The organism is Gilliamella sp. BG3 (genome assembly GCF_046635605.1).
Taxonomy (GTDB): domain Bacteria; phylum Pseudomonadota; class Gammaproteobacteria; order Enterobacterales; family Orbaceae; genus Gilliamella; species Gilliamella bombi.
On the sequence record NZ_JBIDFE010000021.1, the window covers coordinates 23197 to 42330 of the forward strand.

Consider the following 19134-nt stretch of genomic DNA (forward strand, 5'->3'; position numbering starts at 1 on the left):
TTTTCATGTCTTCTGAATTTTTATTAGGCTCAATTGGAATTGGGCTTATTTATGCGTTGGTGAGTTTGGGCGTATTTATCTCGTTTCGTTTACTTGATTTCCCAGATCTTACTGCTGATGCAAGTTTTCCACTTGGTGGAGCGATATGTGGATTATGCATTTATATCGGTATCGATCCTTGGATTGCAACGTTATTAGGTATGTTTGCTGGCTGTCTTGCTGGAGCAATGACTGGAATACTGTATGTTAAACTCAATATTCTTCAATTATTATCAAGTATTATTGTAATGATAGGACTCTATTCTATCAATTTAAGAATATTAGGTGTTGGTCCGTATATTATGGATGAAACATCAAGAATGGCAGGATCCCCTAATCTTTCTTTACTTGATGCCAAAACTATATTTTCACCATTTATTGCTGAAGATTACAGCAACCAATATATTGTACAACCGCTTATGGCCTTAGGATTTGTCATTGTGTTTTGGGCTTTACTCAATGCGTTTTTAAATACCCAAATGGGATTGGCCTTAAGAGCAACTGGCACCAACCAACGAATGGCAAAATCGCAAGGCATTCCGACTGGAAGAGTCACAATTCTTGGTATGGCTATATCAAATGGTTTAATTGCTCTCGGAGGTTCATTATTTGTACAAACACAAGGTGGAGCTGATATCACCATTGGTGTTGGTACAATTGTAATCGGTCTTGCATCAATTATTATTGGTGAAAGCTTATTCCCCGCTAAACGAATTTGGGCTGTGATGCTAGCAGTTATTGTTGGTTCTATTTTATATCGTTTATTTATTGCATTTGCACTTAGTAATGAGTTTTTACAAGAAATCGGGGTTGGAACAGAAGATTTAAATCTAATTACGGCGATACTCGTTGTGCTGGCTCTTGTTGTGCCTAAGCAATTAAAAAAACACGCAAAAATAAGAGGTAAGTAAGCATGATTAAAGTTGAACAATTACAATTAACTTTTAATCAGGGTACACCAATTGAAAATCATGTATTACGAGGACTAAACCTGAATATTAGTGAAGGTGAATTTGTTACCATAATTGGTAGTAACGGAGCAGGTAAAAGTTCTTTATTGAATGTGATTAGTGGCGATTTACTTCCTGATTCAGGAAAAATTGCTATTAATGGTAAAAATGTCACTTGCTGGCCAGCATGGAAACGAGCTAGTATGGTTGCTCGTGTATTTCAAGACCCCATGGTTGGCACATGTGAAAACTTAACTATTGAAGAAAATCTCGCTATAGCTTATAACCGAGGATATCGTTTTACCTTATCTTCAGCTCTTAATCGAAATATCAGATCAATATTTAAAGAAAAACTTGCTACTTTAAATTTAGGTCTTGAAAATCGATTATCGGATATGATGGGATTGCTCTCTGGAGGTCAAAGACAAGCTATTAGTTTGTTAATGTCAACTTTACAGCCATCTAAAATATTATTGCTTGATGAACATACCGCAGCGCTTGATCCTAAAACTGCACAGTTTGTTTTAGAGCTAACCAATGAAATTGTTTCAAAAAAACAATTAACAACAATGATGGTGACTCACTCTATGAAACAAGCATTAGAATATGGCACCCGAACAGTAATGCTTCATCAAGGACAAGTTGTGCTTGATGTATCTGGAGAACAACGTGCTAAATTAACTGTAACGGATTTATTAGATATGTTTGAAAAAACACGTGGTGAAAAAGTTACCGATGATGCTTTGCTTTTAGGTTAACGATAAAAATAGGCAATATTTCAAAACAGAGTATTGCCTTTTATTATTATGATATTTAATCAAATTTATTTTAACTAATAAATTATTTTCACTTCATCATTAAATAACCATCTAAAAATCACTTCAATTACAGATGATGATTTAATGAAACTTTTTCTAGAAAAAATTTTATAAAAAAGATGATTATTTTTATAACGCTCTTTTATTTTTTTTAAAAAAGATTATCTTATTAAGAATTCAAGTCAACATCTCTTTAATTAATTACAAACAATGAAATTATATGGCCTTTCTGGTACAAAAATTAGCTGTGCATTTATATCTGCATGTATAAGTACCCCTTACAACACAACTCGTTTTATTAAAGATTTAATAGCTGGCATAACTGTTGGGATTATTGCTATACCACTAGCAATGGCACTAGCTATTGCTAGTGGTGTACCTCCACAGCATGGTCTATACACAGCAATTATAGGTGGTTTTATCATTGCATTAACGGGTGGTTCAAGGTTTAGTGTTTCTGGACCTACAGCAGCATTTGTAGTTATTTTATACCCTGTATCATTACAATACGGATTATCTGGACTACTAATTGCAACATTGCTATCGGGTATATTTCTTGTATTAATGGGATTAATTCGATTAGGTAGATTAATCGAATATATTCCTTTACCCGTTGTATTAGGTTTCACATCGGGCATTGCCATAACTATAGCAACCATGCAAATTAAAGATTTTTTTGGTTTAACACTTGAGCACATGCCAGAAAGTTATATTGGTAAAGTTACGGAACTAGCTAAAACACTACCAACCATTAATATTGCTGACACTTTAGTCGGTGTAGTAACACTAATTGTGTTAATAGTATGGCCAAAACTTAGACTTAAAATATCAGGACACCTACCTGCTCTAATTGCTGGTATTGCTGTCATGTTTATTTTTAATCAATTTGGCTATCAAATTGAAACGATTGGTTCACGATTTACCTATACACTAGCTGATAATACAATAGGTCATGGTATACCCGCTGTTCTACCAGAGTTTATTTTACCTTGGCAGCACGCTGATTTTACTTGGGATTGGTCAACATTTACTGCCTTACTGCCAATTTCACTGACCATGGCAATGTTATGCGCAATTGAATCATTACTCTGTGCTGTGGTATTAGATGAAATGACACACACTAAACACCACTCAAATAGTGAACTCATTGGTCAAGGCTTAGGGAATATTATTGCACCATTTTTTGGTGGCATTTCAGCAACAGCGGCTATTGCGCGTTCAGCGGCAAATGTCAAAGCAGGTGCAACCTCGCCTATTGCAGCCGTTTTGCATTCTTTAGTTGTTTTACTTGCTCTTATTTGCTTCGCACCAGCATTATCATTTATCCCACTTTCTGCTATGGCGGCATTATTACTTATCGTGGCATGGAATATGAGTGCAGTTCAACGCGTCATTTATATTATCAAATGTGCTCCTAAAGATGATATTTTGATTATGCTTATTTGCATGTCGTTAACAGTACTATTTGATATGGTGATTGCAATTACACTTGGGATTATACTTGCCTCAATCCTATTTATGCGCCGTATCGCCCGCATGACTCGCTTAGTTGAACTTAATCGCAGTAACGATAAAACATTAGTGCTACGTATTAACGGGCCACTATTTTTTGCTGCCGCTGAACGTACATTTTTAGAAATTTATCAAAAGATTAATGGATATGAACACATAGTGCTACAATGGGATGCGGTACCTATTCTTGATGCTGGTGGGCTCAATGCTTTAATTCATTTTATTGATGAACTACCTGAACAAGTTGATCTATCAATTTGTGAGTTACAGTTTCAACCATTAAAAACATTAGCTCGCGCAAAAATTGTTCCAATTCCTAACAAACTAATGTTCTATTCAACGCTAGAAGAAGCACTGAAAGATAAAGATTAATTCTAAAATTAGATTTATTATATTAACTAATTTAGTGCACAGTAACAGTTTGAACAGAAACTAATTACTGTGCAATAAATTGTACCTTCACTACCTTTCTTTTCATTTACTAAATCACCATTGACAAACTATAAGTCTTAAAAAGTGGTTTTAATTTGAAATCCAAAATTAACTTATAAAAATAGGTAAATAACATGATATCTAACGAAAACAATGTCTACAATCTTAAAGAAAAATCAAGTTGGTTTATTTTAGTTGGTGTTATTTTAATTATATTGGGGAGCTTAGCATTAGGTTATCAGTTCATGGCAACTGTTTTTTCTGTCTATTTTATTGGTTCATTAATTTTAATGGCAGGTATTGCGCAAGCGCTACATTCATTTCGCATTAAAGGTTTCAGTCAGTCAGCATTATGGGCAGTAATGGGAGTTTTATACATTTTTATTGGTCTAATGTCATTTTTCCAACCTGTTGCGGTTTCATCAGCCTTAACATTGGTGATTTCATTCTTGCTAATTATGAGCGGCTTTACACAAATATTTGCGGCTATGAATAACCGCAATTTACCTCGTTGGGGATGGGTTTTAACCTCAGGGATTATTACATTAATTTTAGGATTTATGATTATTGCAGGTTGGCCATATGACAGTCTTTGGGTATTAGGTATGTTTTTAGGTATCGACCTTATTTTCCAAGGTTGGGCATATGTAGCTATTGGTTTTGCATTAAAAAAATAGATGTTAAATAACACATTCGTTGCTCACAATCTAGCAATGACTTTCAAGAGGTTACCACTAATTGTGAGCAGCAAGTAATTACAGTAATGACTCGAACACAAATACAACTTATTTAATTTTGTTATAAATGAATTAAGCTGATTATTTATAGATTTTGTTAGTTTTTGCCTTAACTTCTTGCATTGTCTGTAAAATCCGATGATAGTTATCAAGCCTTGATGGTGCAATTTTGCCGTCTTGTACTGCTTTTTGTAGTAAACAACCTGGCGTATCAAAGTGATTACAATCGCGAAAGTGGCAACCGCCTAAATAATTATCAAATTCTTTAAAACCACTAATCACTTGTTCTGGCTCTAAGTGCCATAAACCAAATTCGCGGATCCCTGGTGAGTCAATAATATCTCCACCATTTGGTAAGTGGTAAAGCCGAGAGGAAGTGGTTGTATGTTGACCAAGTCCAGATATTTCTGAAATACCTCCAGTCATAACTGATTGTGATTGATGAGGTAACAGTAAATTAATAATACTTGATTTTCCCACACCAGACTGCCCAACTAAAATGGAAATCTTACCTTGCAAAACTTCTTGTAATACAGCAATGCCTTGTTGATTTTGACATGAGACATACAAAACTTGATAACCGATATGAGTATAAATCGTCAATTTTTTTTCAACTTCAGTGCGTTGATCATCATTAAGTAAATCAATTTTGTTTAAAACAATAATAGGTTTTATATCAGTGCATTCACAAGCAACTAAATAGCGATCGATAATATTTAGTGATAATTCTGGCAAGACAGCCGAAATAATCACGATTTGATCAACATTTGCGGCAACGGGTTTAACGCCATCATAAAAATCAGGTCGGACAAGTTCAGAATGTCTCGGGTGAACCGCTTCAATAATACCATTGGTATTTGGCTCTAAACTTTCGCGCCATACTACTTTATCACCAGTGACTATCGACGGTAACGTGCGACGAATACTACAACGATAAATAAGACCTGCACTATCTTCAACATCTGCAGACTTACCAAAACGACTTATTACTACACCGTCACGAGGTGACGAAAAATTTGCCAGACTCTCATCTTGCTTTATTGCTAATCGTTGCTGATGTTTTGCCGCTACACGTCTTTTTTGATTATTGGATAGTTTATTTTTTGCCATAGTACTCATTTTTTACTAAAACAGATTGTCAGTTATGCTACACTACTCAGTATCAAAAAGAAAATCTCTATAGCAAATTATGAACAAACAATCTCAAATTAATAGTAACAATCTTATTTGGATAGATCTTGAAATGACTGGACTCAATCCAATAACTGATCGCATTATTGAGATCGCAACCATTGTTACCGATTCTAACTTAAATATTCTTGCTGAAGGACCTGTGATTGCAGTTCATCAATCTGATGAGCAATTAGCATTAATGGATGAGTGGAATCAAAACACCCATGGCAAATCAGGACTTATTGAGCGTGTTCGCAAAAGTACTATTAGTGAACAACAGGCCGAACAACAAACCATCGAATTTTTAAAACAATGGGTACCAGAAAACAGCTCTCCAATTTGTGGTAATACTATTGGGCAAGATCGTCGTTTTTTATTTAACTATATGCCTAATTTAGAAAGTTATTTTCATTATCGCTATTTAGATGTCAGCACAATTAAAGAATTAGCTAAACGTTGGAAACCTGAAATACTAAAAGGGATTAGCAAACAGAGTTCTCATCAAGCTCTTGATGATATTCGTGACTCAATTGCTGAACTTGTTTATTACCGTGAACACTTTTTTGATCTAACCAACTTATAATTAGTATGCAAATTTTATATACTTTTTTATTGTATTTGATTCAACCACTGGTTTGGATAAGACTGCTTTGGCGTAGTCGTAAAGCACCAGCTTATCGAAAGCGTTGGCTTGAACGCTATGGTTTTTGCAAAAATAAAGTTAAATCTAACGGTATTTTAGTGCATGCCGTATCGGTGGGTGAAACGATAGCAGCCATCCCACTAATCAAAGCACTTAAACAACAATATCCTTGTTTACCTATCACAGTTACCACCATGACGCCAACAGGCTCAGAGCAAGTTAAGTCATTACTTGGTGATAGCGTTAGCCATGTATATTTACCTTATGATTTGCCCTGCGCGATAAATCGTTTTTTAAATACGGTTAAGCCCAAATTAGTGATCATTATGGAAACTGAGCTTTGGCCTAATTTTATCTGTCAGTGTTATAAACGAAATATTCAGCTAATTATTGCCAATGCCAGATTATCAGAACGTTCAGCTAATCGATACAGTAAACTCGGGCGATCCATTAGCAATTTACTATCAAAAATTAGTGCAATTGCCGCACAAAATAAGCAAGATGGGGAACGTTTTATTTCACTGGGTTTACCCCGTGATCGCTTAACAATAACCGGTAGTATTAAATTTGATATTGATTTAACAGATCAACAACAGCAAAAAATCAAAACGCTAAAACAGCGGTGGCAATTAGACCGCCCTATCTTTATTGCCGCAAGTACACATAATGGAGAAGATGAAATCATCTTATCTGCCTTTAAGCGGTTATTACAAAAATATCCCGATTTGTTATTGATTATTGTCCCCCGCCACCCAGAACGCTTTAAAACCGTCGAAAAATTAATTAATGATTGCGGATTAAATTATATAAACCGCAGTAGCGGTCAAATTCCTGCTAAACAAACCCAAGTCATTTTGGGTGATACGATGGGAGAATTAATAGAACTTTATGGTATTGCCGATATCGCCTTCGTTGGTGGCAGTTTAGTGAAACATGGAGGGCATAATCCATTAGAACCCGCACTTCACCACATCCCAATCATTAGTGGCGAACATTTTTTCAATTTTAAAGTGATTTGTGAGCAACTTATTTCAGCTGATGGCATGATCATTTGTGCTAGCACAGCCGATTCCCTTTATTCAGCGATTAATGGGCTTTTAGAAAATAAAACGCGTAGTCAACAAATTGGCGAACAAGCGTATCAAGTATTAAAACAAAATCAAGGCGCACTACATAGGCTTTTTAACATTATCAACTATTATCTTTGCTCAAAATAAGGATTACTTGTGAATAAAAAACAAGGGTTATTGCTGATTAATCTAGGTACACCAAACGCGGCAACACCAGATTCAATAAAACGGTACTTAACCGAGTTCTTACTCGATCGCCATGTCGTTGATTTACCGAAACTGTTTTGGTATCCGATTTTAAAGTACCTTGTAATACCTAAACGAGTGCCTTATATTATCCATCATTATCAAAAAATTTGGATAGATGGCTCATCACCTTTACTTCATTACAGCCAATTATTATGTGATAAATTACAACTCCACTTACCAAATATTCAATGTGAATTAGCCATGACCTATGGTGAACCCAATATTCAATCTGCATTGAACAAGCTTCAATCATGTTCAAAAATTACGGTATTGCCACTTTTCCCACAATACTCAACGACCACAACACTCGCTGTACTTGATAAACTTAAACAAGTTATAGCAACCGACAAAATCATAAATAGTATTGACTATATTCGTGATTATGCCGATCATCCAAGTTATATCAATGCACTTTATTTACAAATTAAGCAAGCATTTCAATGCCAAGGTGAGCCTGAAGTGCTTATACTTTCTTATCATGGTATTCCTGAGCGTTATATTTACAAACGAAAAGAGGATTATATTCAACGTTGTGAAATGACCACACAGTTATTAATCGAAAAATGCCGAACAAATAACATAAATATACCAATTCAAATGGCTTATCAATCTAAATTTGGAAAAGGTAAATGGGTTACGCCAAGTACCAGCGATACACTACAAACATTAGCAAAAAGTGGTGTTAACAATGTGCACGTCATCTGTCCCGGATTTTCGGTAGATTGTATTGAAACTATTTACGAAATTGACGAACAAAATCGAGAAATCTTTTTAAATGCAGGTGGAAAATCATTTTATTATATTCCCACATTAAATGACACAGACTTACAGATTAATTTAATCATGACATTAATCAACCAAACTCAGCCACTTATACTTAATAATTTATACTGAAACACATAGTTACCTGAAACTTTTTGACAAAAATGATACGACTTAAAAATTACACTAAATAGTGTAATTGTTGATTTTTAAACGAATGAAATTTTAAATTAACGAATATTAATGCTAATTATCTATCGCCTAAGTAATCTATGGCGTATGATAAGGCATTATTTTATAATTCAGTATTTGAGCACTGAGGAGAAAATTAAGTGAAAATAATCATCATTGGCGCTCAAGCTGCAGGCGCAAGTGCTGCTGCAAAGGCTAAAAGAATGAACCCTGAGGCAACCATCCGTATTTATGAAAAATCAGATATTGTTTCGTTTGGTGCTTGCGGTTTACCTTATTTTATTGGTAACCACTTTACTGACGCCAACGAAATGATATCCCGAACGCCCGAGCAATTTCAAAAAGATGGTATTGAAATAAAAACTTTACATAAAGTCATTGCTATTGATACTAATCAAAAAAAATTAACTGTTAAAGATCTCAATACTGGCAATTGCTTTGATGATAGCTATGACAAGTTACTACTTGCAGTTGGTGCAAGTCCCATCATTCCCCCTCTTGAAAATAGCCAACTAAAAAATATCTTCACATTACGCAACCTGCATGACGGGTTAGCTATCAAACAGACATTATCCAACTCAAATATCAAAAATTTGATTGTTATAGGTGCTGGATATATTGGGCTTGAAATAGCTGAATCGCTTGTTGCTTTACAAAAAAACGTCAAATTGATTCAATTGGATGACAGAATTCTTATCGATGCATTTGATAGGCAAATCACTGAACTAATTGAAGAAAATATTAAACAACATTGTGATCTACATTTGCAAGAGCGAGTACTTGGCTTTGAAGGATCGCACAACGTCACACATGTAATTACTGATAAATCACGATATCCAGCCGATGTTGTTATTATTGCAACCGGTGTTAAGCCAAACAATGATATCTATAAAAACCTTGGTATCAAGACACTTGCAAATGGTGCCATAATCACCAACAGCTTTGGACAAACTAATATGGCAGATATTTATGCTGCTGGAGATTGTGTTGCCCTTCACCATAGAGTTAGTCATTCAATGGTATATATTCCACTTGCTACAGGGGCGAACAAACTAGGCAAAATTGTAGGCGAAAATTTAGGTGGCGGAAATTGTGAATATCCTGGCACTATTGGCACCTCAGCCTTAAAAGTCTTTGATATTGAAGCAGGACGAACAGGTTTAACTGAAAGCGAAGCCCAAAAATCTGGAATTCCTTATAAAACTGTCATAGTTAAAGATAAAAATCACAGCAACTATGTTGCAGGTCAAACAAGTGTAACAGCAAAACTTATCTATCATGCCGACACTCGAGTGATTTTAGGTGGTCAAATAGCTGGAGGGCAAGGTGCGGCATTAAGGGTCAACACTCTTGCAACCGCAATATGGACGAATTTGAAAATTGATGAATTAGCCATGATGGATTTTCTTTATGCACCGCCATTTTCCAGACCGTGGGATATTTTAAATATTGCAGGCTCAATTGCAAAATAAGATAGATATTAATAAACCTATCAATAAATATTTTACTAGATAATTAAATTTATTATTAAAGGGTGAGGATTAAATATGCCAGATGCCATTTTTCAAGGAGTCTTTTTTGAAAAGTTCTTATCTATTACTCATTACCAGACATTAATTGGTATTGGGTTACTGCTCATCTGTTTTTTTGCAGTAATGAGGCCATTACAAAAGCAAAAGGTTAATTTTTCAATACGTATGTTAGTTGGGTTAATACTTGGTGCCGTGCTTGGTTTAAGTATTCAAGCTGTAGCAGGATTTCCAGACACATCAACAATCTGGATGCAAGAAACCGCAACTTGGTATGGACTATTTGGTCGAGCATTTATCGCTTTTATCCGAATGTTAGTGATACCACTCATATTTGTATCTATTGTTAAAGTAATTATCGATTTCTCTGGTAAAAAAAATCTACCCCAAATCGCATTCAGAGGAATTTTTTGGTTACTGTTTACAACAGCAATTGCCTGTATTGTTGGTATTTTGTTAGCTAATCTATTTGCATTAGGTGAAATAAGCTCAAGTTCTGTACATCAAGCTCAGGCAAAACAATACACTAATATTATTGATACCTTTATAAATCTAATTCCAAGCAATATTATTGCATCAATGGTAAACGAAAATATTGTTGGATTGGTCATTTTCTCTGCCTTAATGGGGATTGCCGCCAACAGAATGGAAAAGAAAAACTCACAACCAATTGCCCTATTTAAAACGTTTATCGAAGCACTTTATAAGATCATCATGTCGATTGCGATGACAGTCATAAAATACATGCCTTATGCAGTAATTGCTTTACTTGCTCGCACCATCATTTCTAACGGAATACCCGCAATTATTCAGGTTTCAAGTTTTGTTGCAGCGATCTACATCGCCACATTGATTATGTTGATTGTACATGTTGCCATTATTGTGATTCATGGTATTTCACCAATCATGTTTATAAAAAAAGCGCTAGGAACATGGTTATTAGCCTTTACAAGTCGCTCCTCTGTCGGTTCATTACCAATGACTATTTCAACACTAACCGTCCGAATGGGTGTTAATACAGGTACCGCAAATTTAGTTGGCTCTCTAGGTAGTACCATGGGAATGAATGGATGTGCCGGTTTCTTTCCTGCTTTACTTGCTGTTATGGTAGCTCATATGGTTGGTATTGATACTAATATCCAATTTTATATTATGCTTGTCATTGTAGTGGTTATTGGTTCAATTGGTATAGCTGGAATTCCTGGCACGGCAACAGTTGCCGCAACCGTTGTTTTATCAGGTATGGGCATGGCCGAATACTTCCCATTAATTGGTATGGTTTTAGCTGTTGATCCAATTATTGATATGGCAAGAACTTTAGCTAATGTATCTGGCGCTATGACAGCCGCTGTCGCAACCGATAAAGAAATTGGTCTTATGGATATGACAGTATACAACGACCCAGATGTCACTCTTGAAAACGAGCAGCCAGAAGCTTAACTGCAATGGCTGTTGCTATGAGTGAAATAGTACAACAAATTTCAAGATAATAATCAATTTTTGTTTTGCTATTATTGGTGTTGAACGATTTTTTTGGGTAAACAGATTTTCTGAATATTGGTTTGAATTTGATGCTAAATTTTTTGCCTATGATATTTGTCCCGCTATGATTTGTATTTATGTCATAGCGGTAACTTCTGCTTTTTTTTGTGAGGATCACTACATATAAATCAATTCAAAGGCAGTTATTTTTTTAATTTAGGCGAACCGATAAAAGCCAAAATTAAATGTATAGAATCTTGATAAGTTCGGTAGTTTTAATTTTGGATATAGCATAAGTGCATAGATTAATAATAGCGGTAAATTAGAATGTAGTTTACGTGATTGTATTTGTATAGATGCCGTAATTTGGTAAAACAAGCAGGTAAACTTATAAAAGTTAATAATGTAACAATCGAAAGAATAAAAAATTAAGATTTAAAGATAGGTATATTGACATGCGGTGTTGTAGGAATGTTTTTTCTCTAAAATCGTTCAGGTTGGTTATTGATTTTATTGAATTTTTTTTGTGAATCAAATGGTAATAGAAAATTTTGGGGATCGGTGAGGTTTCAAACATTTTATCTATTAGTGGGTAGAATAGCTACAATAGCTACTTCCAATTTAGGGGATTAGCCGATAAACTGCACCGAAAAGGCCAAAACGTCCGCTCCTAAGTCTAATTCTAAAAAACATAACTATTTGACTTAAATTAAGAGCAAAAAGCATTAATAAAATAAATGAACTATATAAAAGGTTTTTATAAAAAAATAATTATTTTAACCGCACCGAAAGGTTTGAATATTGCTTTTTTCCCAACGTCGGTATTTATCCAACAACTGAGTAAGACTAAAATTTATTTTGCACCCATATAATTTAACTGACGCCATGATTCATAAACCACAACGGCAACAGAATTAGATAAATTCATACTACGGCTAGTGGCGAGCATGGGAATGCGGATCTTTTTCTCTTGTGGTAGTGCATCAAGTATGTTTTTGGGTAAGCCTCGGGTTTCTGGTCCAAACATTAAGAAGTCATTTTGCTGGTAATCGACTTCACTGTGTGGCTTTTGTCCTTTTGTGGTTAAAGCATAAACTTGTGTTGATAGGTCTATTTGATTGGCATCTAAAAAATGGTTGAGATTTTTATAGCGTTTTACATCAACAAATTCTTGATAATCAAGCCCGGCTCGCCTTAACTTTTTGTCATCCCAGAAAAAGCCCATAGGCTCAATAATATGTAAATTGAAACCAGTGTTAGCACAAAGACGGATAATATTTCCAGTATTAGCAGGAATTTCGGGTTCAAATAAAACGATGTTTAAGGCTGAATTTGACACAACTTTTCTCATTTATTATTTATTGATGTTTATGAATTGGCAATATTATCACAATTCTAAGTCCACCAAGATGACTTTTTTCTGCTTTTACAGTACCGTGATCGCGTATGATGGCATTAGCTACAATAGCGAGCCCTAATCCAGTTCCGCCAGATTCACGATCTCGAGCTTCACTTGTACGATAAAAAGGTCTAAAAATTTGTTCTAGTTCACTTTCAGCAACTCCTGGACCATCATCATCAATTGTAATTGTTAGCTTTTGTTGTTGTGCTACAAAATTAATATCGATCTGTTTATTTGAATAGCGAAATGCGTTGCGTATAACGTTTTCAAGTGCGCTACACAAAGCAATTGGATAGCATAATATAGTATGGTTAGTTGGAAAATTTGTAACGACCAACGTTTTACCTATTTGTTCTGCTTCAAAAGTGGCATTATCAAGCACCTGTTTAAATAGAATATTAATTTTATTAACTTCACGAATTTCATTATTGTCATATTGTTGCCTTGCCAATGACAATAAGTCACCAATCATAGAATCTAATTTTATTGCTTCATTATTAATACGTATAACTTCACTGCTTTCACCTTGTTTGCGTCGCAATAGCGATGTAGCAAGCTGCAAACGAGTCAAAGGAGTGCGCAATTCATGAGAAATATCTGAAAACAAACGTTGCTGTACTTCTTGCATTCGTTTAAGCTCTCTTAGCATATGGTTAAAACTAGCCCCAGTAGCTTTATATTCAGACGATCCTATTTGTTCTAGCTCAGGCCACTCTTGTAAATTCCCTTTCGCAACCTGATCAGCTGCTTTTTTTAGCCCTCGAGCAGGTTTTGCAATACTCCAAGATAGCCATAGTAAAAAAGGAGAACTTGCCAGCATGGTTAAAGTTAATAGTAAAAAAGGATGATCAAATATAAAGTTGACTAATTGAGATTGAATATCTGTAGTTTGTTGTAGGATATATAATTGATATTCAGCATTAGCATAATGAATGAGAAAAGGTCCTATAATTTCTTGAGAATCATAAATTTTTTTTGCAGGATCTTTGACATCATGGGATTTTTCACTAAAGTTTTTGATTAAATCAATATTTTTTGTTTCAGCTGTAATGATTTGCCCATTAGGAGTAACAATAAATAAAAATTGCCCCGGTTTTTGATAACTATCCATAACAACAATAAAACGCATCCACCACCGAAAACTATCTTTTGGTACATTAATAAGATCATTTTCAATTTGATGCGCAAGCATATTACCAGCTTGTTTATCTTTGTTTGCTAAGTAGGTTAGGTTTCGAGCATCAAGACTCGGCAAAACCATTATTAACATTAGAAAAAAAGCTATGGTTAATAAAAATATTGTGAAAATTCTTATTGTTAGTTTATCAAAAAGCCACATATCATATTATCTGATCTTCATTATAAAGTTATTCATATAACAAATCGTCATTTCGATCAATTACAAATAAGTAACCTTTTGAACGTAATGTTTTAATCCATGGTAAACCATCACTTCTAGGCGGTAGTTTTTTCCGTAATCTAGATACATGTACATCAATTGAGCGAGCAAGTGGAGCTAAATTTTTACCCAAAACAAATTCGCTTAGTTTTTCGCGTGTAATTATCTTTCCCGAATTTTCTAGAAAGGTAAGCAACACTTGAAACTCAGTACCCGTTAAATCTATATACTTGTTATCAAAAAAAGCAGATCCCTGTTTTCGATTTACATTAAGTTTATCAATTGTATATTTAATTGGTTGTTCAGTTTCATCGTTTGCTACATTATCCCAATGCGCTCTACGCAAAAGTGCATTGATTCGGGCAATAAGCTCTCTATCATTAAATGGTTTTAGAATGTAGTCATCAGCACCAAGCTCAAGTCCAATCACTTTATCATATTCATTATCTTTAGCCGTTAAAAAAATAACAGGTATCGTAAATTTACCTCTAAGTTGAGATAAGAATTTAAGTCCATTCATTTCAGGCATCATAATATCAAGTAAAATAAGATCTATCGTACTATCAAACTTTTCTAAAGCCTGAATACCATTATTCGCTATTTCAACAAGAAATCCTTCTAACTCAAGAAGTTCTCGTAATAATAAAGTAATTTCTGGATCATCATCAACTACAAGTAATTTACTGCTCATTACAATCCTCTTTATTTCATTCATTCTTGATATTAATTTTTATACCAAATATAGTTTTATCCAAAAATTTACTATATATGTAAAAATCACGAACAATATAGTAAATTATTGTTAATTTTTATATAGAAAATATTTTTACATTATTATAGCCTTGGTCAATTAAATAAAGCGCTTGTAATTTACTCATGACTCCACGATCGCAATATAGTAAATATTGCTTCGATTGATCCAAATTCCCAAATTGCGTTGCTAACTTATAAAATGGAATATGCTTAACTTCAATATCGCTTAATATAAGTGGATTATCTTCCTGATCTTCTGAAGATCGAATATCAATAACCACGTGATCGGTACTCAAAGTTGTGACAGTTTCAACATGAGCAATTTTTGTATCAGTTTGTTTTGCTATCTCACGAATATCAATATTTTCAGCCTCGGCAACTGCTTTATCCAAAATCGTGAAATTAAAATTCATTTCCTCTGCTTCAATTTTTTCTTTCACGGCTTTAACTGTTGGGTTTTTAGATATTACGCCACAAAATTCTGGCATTGTTTTTGCTATATCTTCAGTACCAATTTGACGCGCAATATTGATAATGGTTTCTTTATCGTGTGTGATTAAAGGACGTAAAATTAATGTATCACTAGCATTATCAATTAAACGTAAATTGGTAAGTGTTTGGCTTGATACTTGCCCCAATGCTTCTCCAGTAACGAGAGCTTCCACTTTATAACGTTGCGCAATTTTTGATGCCGCACGAATCATCATCCGCTTTAAGATAACGCCCATTTGCCCATCATCAATTTTTTCAAGAATCTCACCAACAACATCCGAAAAATCAATAGCAATAAAACGCACTTTATGTGAGCTACCAAAACGCTCCCATAGGTAATGCGCCATTTGTTTAACTCCAATTTCGTGAGTTTTTCCACCAAGATTAAAGAAACAATAATGCACTCGGCTTCCGCGTCGCATTAGCATATAACTTGATACGCCAGAATCAAAACCACCCGATATGAGCGAAAGAACATCTTCTTGTGTACCAGTTGGAAAACCGCCAATGCCAGCATGTCGACCTTTTACCAGCAGTAACTTTTCTTTGTCGATTTCAAGATGAACGGTGATTTCTGGATGAGTTAATTTAACCTTAGCCGAAGACACATGTTGATTAAGCCCACCACCAACATAACGTTCAACATCAATTGAAGTAAATTCATGTTTACCTCGACGCTTAACGCGTACACAAAACGTTTTGTTTTCAATTAATGGAGCATAATAATCTAATGCTTTTTCAAAAATATCATGCATATCAACAAAAGTGATTTCATCGACAGCAAGAATATGATGTATACCAGGGATTCGCATTAATAATTCAAGTATCTTAGCTTCACTATTTTCAACTTTTGGACGAACTTCAATAAAATCCCAATGACGAATAACTGCAACATCTTCAATATGATGCTTTAAAATATTACGAATGTTACTTGTTAGTATTTTAATAAATCGTAAACGAACAGAATCACTTTTGATGGTAATTTCGGGAAAGAGCTTAACAATAAATTTCATAAAATCAATGCGAACTATTATAAAAATGCATCATTATACTTGTTTTACTCAAAAACTCACAATTGATTATGATAAATATATCTAATGACTGTTTTAATTTATTGCTTGAAATAAAATTAGTGAATATACAATAATACATCATCTACAGATAAAATAAGTATTTTTACTACCTGAAAAGTATAAATGCTTAAAATATATCGATCATATCTTAAATTTTACTTGCTTGTTGGACTGTCTTTCGCTAATATCTCGCATCAATAAATTCTGTTGTATAACATATAAATTGACAGGTTGAAATGTACGAATTTTTAATTATAAGCTATTTAATTATCGCGGTTATAATAGTTGCGTTAGTTTTAATACAACGAGGTAAAGGTGCTGACATGGGTTCATCATTTGGCGCTGGTGCATCCGCAACTTTATTTGGCTCTTCAGGTAGTGGGAATTTTTTAACTCGCGCTACCACTTTATTAGGTATTTTGTTTTTTGTAATAAGCATTTTACTTTCAAATTTAGGTAGCAAACCACGAATAGCTTCATCTAGCGAATTTGAGAATATTGAAGATACTGTACCAGTAACAACACAGCTGAATGAAGGTAATACCGCACCTGCAACAGCTCCAATTACTCAACCTGTACAGCAAAATTCAACTTCAGATATACCTGAATAACAACGGCGCCGTGGTGGTGAAATTGGTAGACACGCTATCTTGAGGGGGTAGTGCTCTAAGAGCATGCGGGTTCAAGTCCCGCCCACGGCACCAAATCAATAATCAGTAACATTCTTTTAAACCCACCAAAGCACACCAAATCCAGTAATAACAAGCCTCAAAGTCTATTTTATTGCCCATTAAGTATCAGTAAGGTACATTTACAACCAAAAATAATGGGGGTATATTTGGGGGTATAATTAAATACCCTATTATTGCGTACCCCCAAAGGTGAAAAATGGCTGTAAAAACTACTCCCTTAACTGACACACAAATAAAAGCATTAAAAGCCACTAGTAAGGATAAAAAGTATTTTGATGGTGGAGGTCTTTTTTTGTTAGTTAAACCGACAGGGGTTAAATTATGGCGATTTAAATATAAAAAGCCAATATCACATAAAGAGACATTATTATCTTTCGGTAAATACCCAGAAACATCGCTACAACAAGCGCGAAAACAACGAGATGAAGCGCGAGAATTAATAAAGCAAGGGATAGATCCACAATATCACAAAGCGGAACAAGAACAACGTAAGCAAGAAGCTTGTAATAATACCTTTTACGCTATGGCTGAGAAATGGTTCAAATTCAAAACAGAACAAGGTTTAGAAGAACAAACGCTCAAAAAGGCTTGGCGTTCATTAGAAAATCATGTTTTCCCTTATATAAAAGATATTCCAATAAACCAAGTAACAGCTATCAAAGCGATTAACGCATTACAGCCATTAAATAACAATAATAAATACGAAACAGTAAAAAGAGTTTGTAGGCGAATTAATGAAATAATGTATTATGCTGTCAATATGGGAATTATCGATAATAACCCTCTAGCCAAAATCACCGACGTATTTAATAGCCCGAAAGTAAAAAATCAGCCAACTATTCCCCCTACTGAGTTACCGCAGTTCATGCAAGCTTTAGCTATGGCAAAGATTGAATTGCAAACTAGATGCGTGATTGAATGGCAGTTATTAACATTAACGCGACCAAGTGAAGCCGTAGGGGCTAAGTGGGAAGAAATTAATCTAGATAAAAAATTATGGAGTATTCCTGCCGAACGCATGAAAATGGATAGACCTCACAATATACCCTTATCACCGCAAGCAATAAAAATACTTGAGATAATGAAATCTATTAATCATAAAAGTGAGTTTGTTTTCCCAACAGCAAGACCGCCTTATAACAAGCCAATGAGTAGCCAAACCGCTAACATGGCAATAAAGCGCATGGGATACAAAGATAAGTTAGTTGCGCATGGATTAAGAGCTTTAGCTAGTACCGCTTTAAACGAACAAGGCTTTAATTATGATGTCATTGAAAGCGCGTTATCGCATGTAGATAAAAACGCAGTAAGGCGAGCCTACAACAAAGCAGAATATGAACATCAAAAGCGTATTATGCTTGACTGGTGGGGTGACTTTGTTGAGCAAGCAAGCCAAGGAAATGTCTCACTATCAGGTAACCGCAATTTAAAGTTAGTTAATCATTAACCATATCACGCTATTCATACCGTGCCCCATATTTGGGTTACAAACTTCAATTCTCCATAATAATCACTCCTCAAATCTGAGGGGTGTTTTTTCAAATGTCACCCTTTACTTACCCAGTCATTAGGCTGTTTTTATGCTTACCTCCCCATAATCTTAAACTTTTAATATAAAGTGTTCACTACTATTCACTAACCTAATATTAATTTATATATATCAATATATTATATACTTATTATATATATTTTTTGGTGTTCACTAGTATTCACTACTGTTCACTACTATACACAT

Annotated in this window: 16 protein-coding genes and 1 tRNA gene; 12 read left to right on the plus strand and 5 right to left on the minus strand. The window is 34.5% G+C overall.

All coding sequences use genetic code 11. The features are described 5' to 3' along the window. Window positions 1-5 precede the first annotated feature (5 nt). The 4 genes from ACGH6S_RS09805 (at window position 6) to ACGH6S_RS09820 (ending at window position 4428) form a co-directional block, all read left to right on the plus strand. Window positions 6-950 carry an ABC transporter permease gene (locus ACGH6S_RS09805; RefSeq protein ID WP_065560857.1) on the plus strand — a complete coding sequence of 315 codons (945 nt, stop codon included), beginning with the start codon at window positions 6-8 and terminating at the stop codon, window positions 948-950. 2 nt (window positions 951-952) lie between these two features. After that, on the plus strand, window positions 953-1747 hold the full coding sequence (locus ACGH6S_RS09810) for an ABC transporter ATP-binding protein (protein ID WP_411578784.1): 795 nt from the start codon (window positions 953-955) through the stop codon (window positions 1745-1747). 270 nt (window positions 1748-2017) lie between these two features. Continuing rightward, on the plus strand, window positions 2018-3691 hold the full coding sequence (gene dauA, locus ACGH6S_RS09815; protein ID WP_296206968.1) for a C4-dicarboxylic acid transporter DauA: 1674 nt from the start codon (window positions 2018-2020) through the stop codon (window positions 3689-3691). A 194-nt stretch (window positions 3692-3885) separates the two neighbouring features. Continuing rightward, window positions 3886-4428: an HdeD family acid-resistance protein gene (locus ACGH6S_RS09820; RefSeq protein WP_411578785.1), complete on the plus strand. Its 543-nt coding sequence runs from the start codon at window positions 3886-3888 to the stop codon at window positions 4426-4428. Window positions 4429-4569: 141 nt separating this feature from the next. Here ACGH6S_RS09820 and rsgA read toward each other — a convergent pair whose 3' ends face one another. Next, window positions 4570-5598, minus strand: coding sequence for a small ribosomal subunit biogenesis GTPase RsgA (gene rsgA, locus ACGH6S_RS09825; protein WP_296300391.1), 1029 nt, complete (start codon window positions 5596-5598; stop codon window positions 4570-4572). A 79-nt stretch (window positions 5599-5677) separates the two neighbouring features. Here rsgA and orn point away from each other — a divergent pair, with 79 nt between their 5' ends. From orn to ACGH6S_RS09850, 5 genes are all read left to right on the plus strand, one after another. Continuing rightward, the gene (gene orn, locus ACGH6S_RS09830) at window positions 5678-6244 is read left to right on the plus strand and encodes an oligoribonuclease (protein WP_034911832.1); all 567 of its coding nucleotides are present in this window, start codon (window positions 5678-5680) and stop codon (window positions 6242-6244) included. A gap of 5 nt (window positions 6245-6249) precedes the next feature. After that, window positions 6250-7521: a lipid IV(A) 3-deoxy-D-manno-octulosonic acid transferase gene (gene waaA, locus ACGH6S_RS09835; protein ID WP_411578786.1), complete on the plus strand. Its 1272-nt coding sequence runs from the start codon at window positions 6250-6252 to the stop codon at window positions 7519-7521. A 9-nt stretch (window positions 7522-7530) separates the two neighbouring features. Further along, window positions 7531-8517: a ferrochelatase gene (gene hemH / locus ACGH6S_RS09840; RefSeq protein ID WP_411578787.1), complete on the plus strand. Its 987-nt coding sequence runs from the start codon at window positions 7531-7533 to the stop codon at window positions 8515-8517. Window positions 8518-8717: 200 nt separating this feature from the next. Continuing rightward, complete coding sequence (locus tag ACGH6S_RS09845; protein ID WP_411578788.1) at window positions 8718-10049, plus strand: CoA-disulfide reductase; 1332 nt, start codon at window positions 8718-8720, stop codon at window positions 10047-10049. Between the two features lie 75 nt (window positions 10050-10124). After that, window positions 10125-11546, plus strand: coding sequence for a cation:dicarboxylate symporter family transporter (locus ACGH6S_RS09850; RefSeq protein ID WP_174798946.1), 1422 nt, complete (start codon window positions 10125-10127; stop codon window positions 11544-11546). 895 nt (window positions 11547-12441) lie between these two features. On the opposite strand, the gene trmL is transcribed toward ACGH6S_RS09850, so the two are convergent. The 4 genes from trmL to thiI form a co-directional block, all read right to left on the minus strand. Then, window positions 12442-12927, minus strand: coding sequence for a tRNA (uridine(34)/cytosine(34)/5-carboxymethylaminomethyluridine(34)-2'-O)-methyltransferase TrmL (trmL, locus tag ACGH6S_RS09855; protein ID WP_244178553.1), 486 nt, complete (start codon window positions 12925-12927; stop codon window positions 12442-12444). Window positions 12928-12946: 19 nt separating this feature from the next. After that, window positions 12947-14329 carry an envelope stress sensor histidine kinase CpxA gene (cpxA, locus tag ACGH6S_RS09860; protein ID WP_296300360.1) on the minus strand — a complete coding sequence of 461 codons (1383 nt, stop codon included), beginning with the start codon at window positions 14327-14329 and terminating at the stop codon, window positions 12947-12949. Window positions 14330-14357: 28 nt separating this feature from the next. Then, on the minus strand, window positions 14358-15080 hold the full coding sequence (locus ACGH6S_RS09865) for a response regulator (RefSeq protein ID WP_411578789.1): 723 nt from the start codon (window positions 15078-15080) through the stop codon (window positions 14358-14360). Window positions 15081-15198: 118 nt separating this feature from the next. Beyond that, the gene (gene thiI / locus ACGH6S_RS09870) at window positions 15199-16647 is read right to left on the minus strand and encodes a tRNA uracil 4-sulfurtransferase ThiI (protein ID WP_085166041.1); all 1449 of its coding nucleotides are present in this window, start codon (window positions 16645-16647) and stop codon (window positions 15199-15201) included. Between the two features lie 296 nt (window positions 16648-16943). On the opposite strand from thiI, the gene secG reads away from it, so the two are divergent. The 3 genes from secG (at window position 16944) to ACGH6S_RS09885 (ending at window position 18846) form a co-directional block, all read left to right on the plus strand. After that, a complete protein-coding gene (gene secG, locus ACGH6S_RS09875) occupies window positions 16944-17318 on the plus strand; it encodes a preprotein translocase subunit SecG (RefSeq protein ID WP_085166040.1) in 375 nt (124 codons plus the stop codon). A gap of 7 nt (window positions 17319-17325) precedes the next feature. Beyond that, window positions 17326-17411 (plus strand) — tRNA-Leu (locus ACGH6S_RS09880). A 184-nt stretch (window positions 17412-17595) separates the two neighbouring features. Beyond that, complete coding sequence (locus ACGH6S_RS09885; RefSeq protein WP_297223933.1) at window positions 17596-18846, plus strand: integrase domain-containing protein; 1251 nt, start codon at window positions 17596-17598, stop codon at window positions 18844-18846. The last annotated feature ends 288 nt before the right edge of the window (window positions 18847-19134 follow it).

Coding starts and splice junctions, on each gene's coding strand:
- ACGH6S_RS09805 (WP_065560857.1), top strand. CDS start 6: ATGTCTTCTGAATTTTTATTAGGCTCAATTGGAATTGGGCTTATTTAT.
- ACGH6S_RS09810 (WP_411578784.1), top strand. CDS start 953: ATGATTAAAGTTGAACAATTACAATTAACTTTTAATCAGGGTACACCA.
- dauA (WP_296206968.1), top strand. CDS start 2,018: ATGAAATTATATGGCCTTTCTGGTACAAAAATTAGCTGTGCATTTATA.
- ACGH6S_RS09820 (WP_411578785.1), top strand. CDS start 3,886: ATGATATCTAACGAAAACAATGTCTACAATCTTAAAGAAAAATCAAGT.
- rsgA (WP_296300391.1), bottom strand. CDS start 5,598: ATGGCAAAAAATAAACTATCCAATAATCAAAAAAGACGTGTAGCGGCA.
- orn (WP_034911832.1), top strand. CDS start 5,678: ATGAACAAACAATCTCAAATTAATAGTAACAATCTTATTTGGATAGAT.
- waaA (WP_411578786.1), top strand. CDS start 6,250: ATGCAAATTTTATATACTTTTTTATTGTATTTGATTCAACCACTGGTT.
- ACGH6S_RS09850 (WP_174798946.1), top strand. CDS start 10,125: ATGCCAGATGCCATTTTTCAAGGAGTCTTTTTTGAAAAGTTCTTATCT.
- cpxA (WP_296300360.1), bottom strand. CDS start 14,329: ATGTGGCTTTTTGATAAACTAACAATAAGAATTTTCACAATATTTTTA.
- ACGH6S_RS09865 (WP_411578789.1), bottom strand. CDS start 15,080: ATGAGCAGTAAATTACTTGTAGTTGATGATGATCCAGAAATTACTTTA.
- thiI (WP_085166041.1), bottom strand. CDS start 16,647: ATGAAATTTATTGTTAAGCTCTTTCCCGAAATTACCATCAAAAGTGAT.
- secG (WP_085166040.1), top strand. CDS start 16,944: ATGTACGAATTTTTAATTATAAGCTATTTAATTATCGCGGTTATAATA.
- ACGH6S_RS09885 (WP_297223933.1), top strand. CDS start 17,596: ATGGCTGTAAAAACTACTCCCTTAACTGACACACAAATAAAAGCATTA.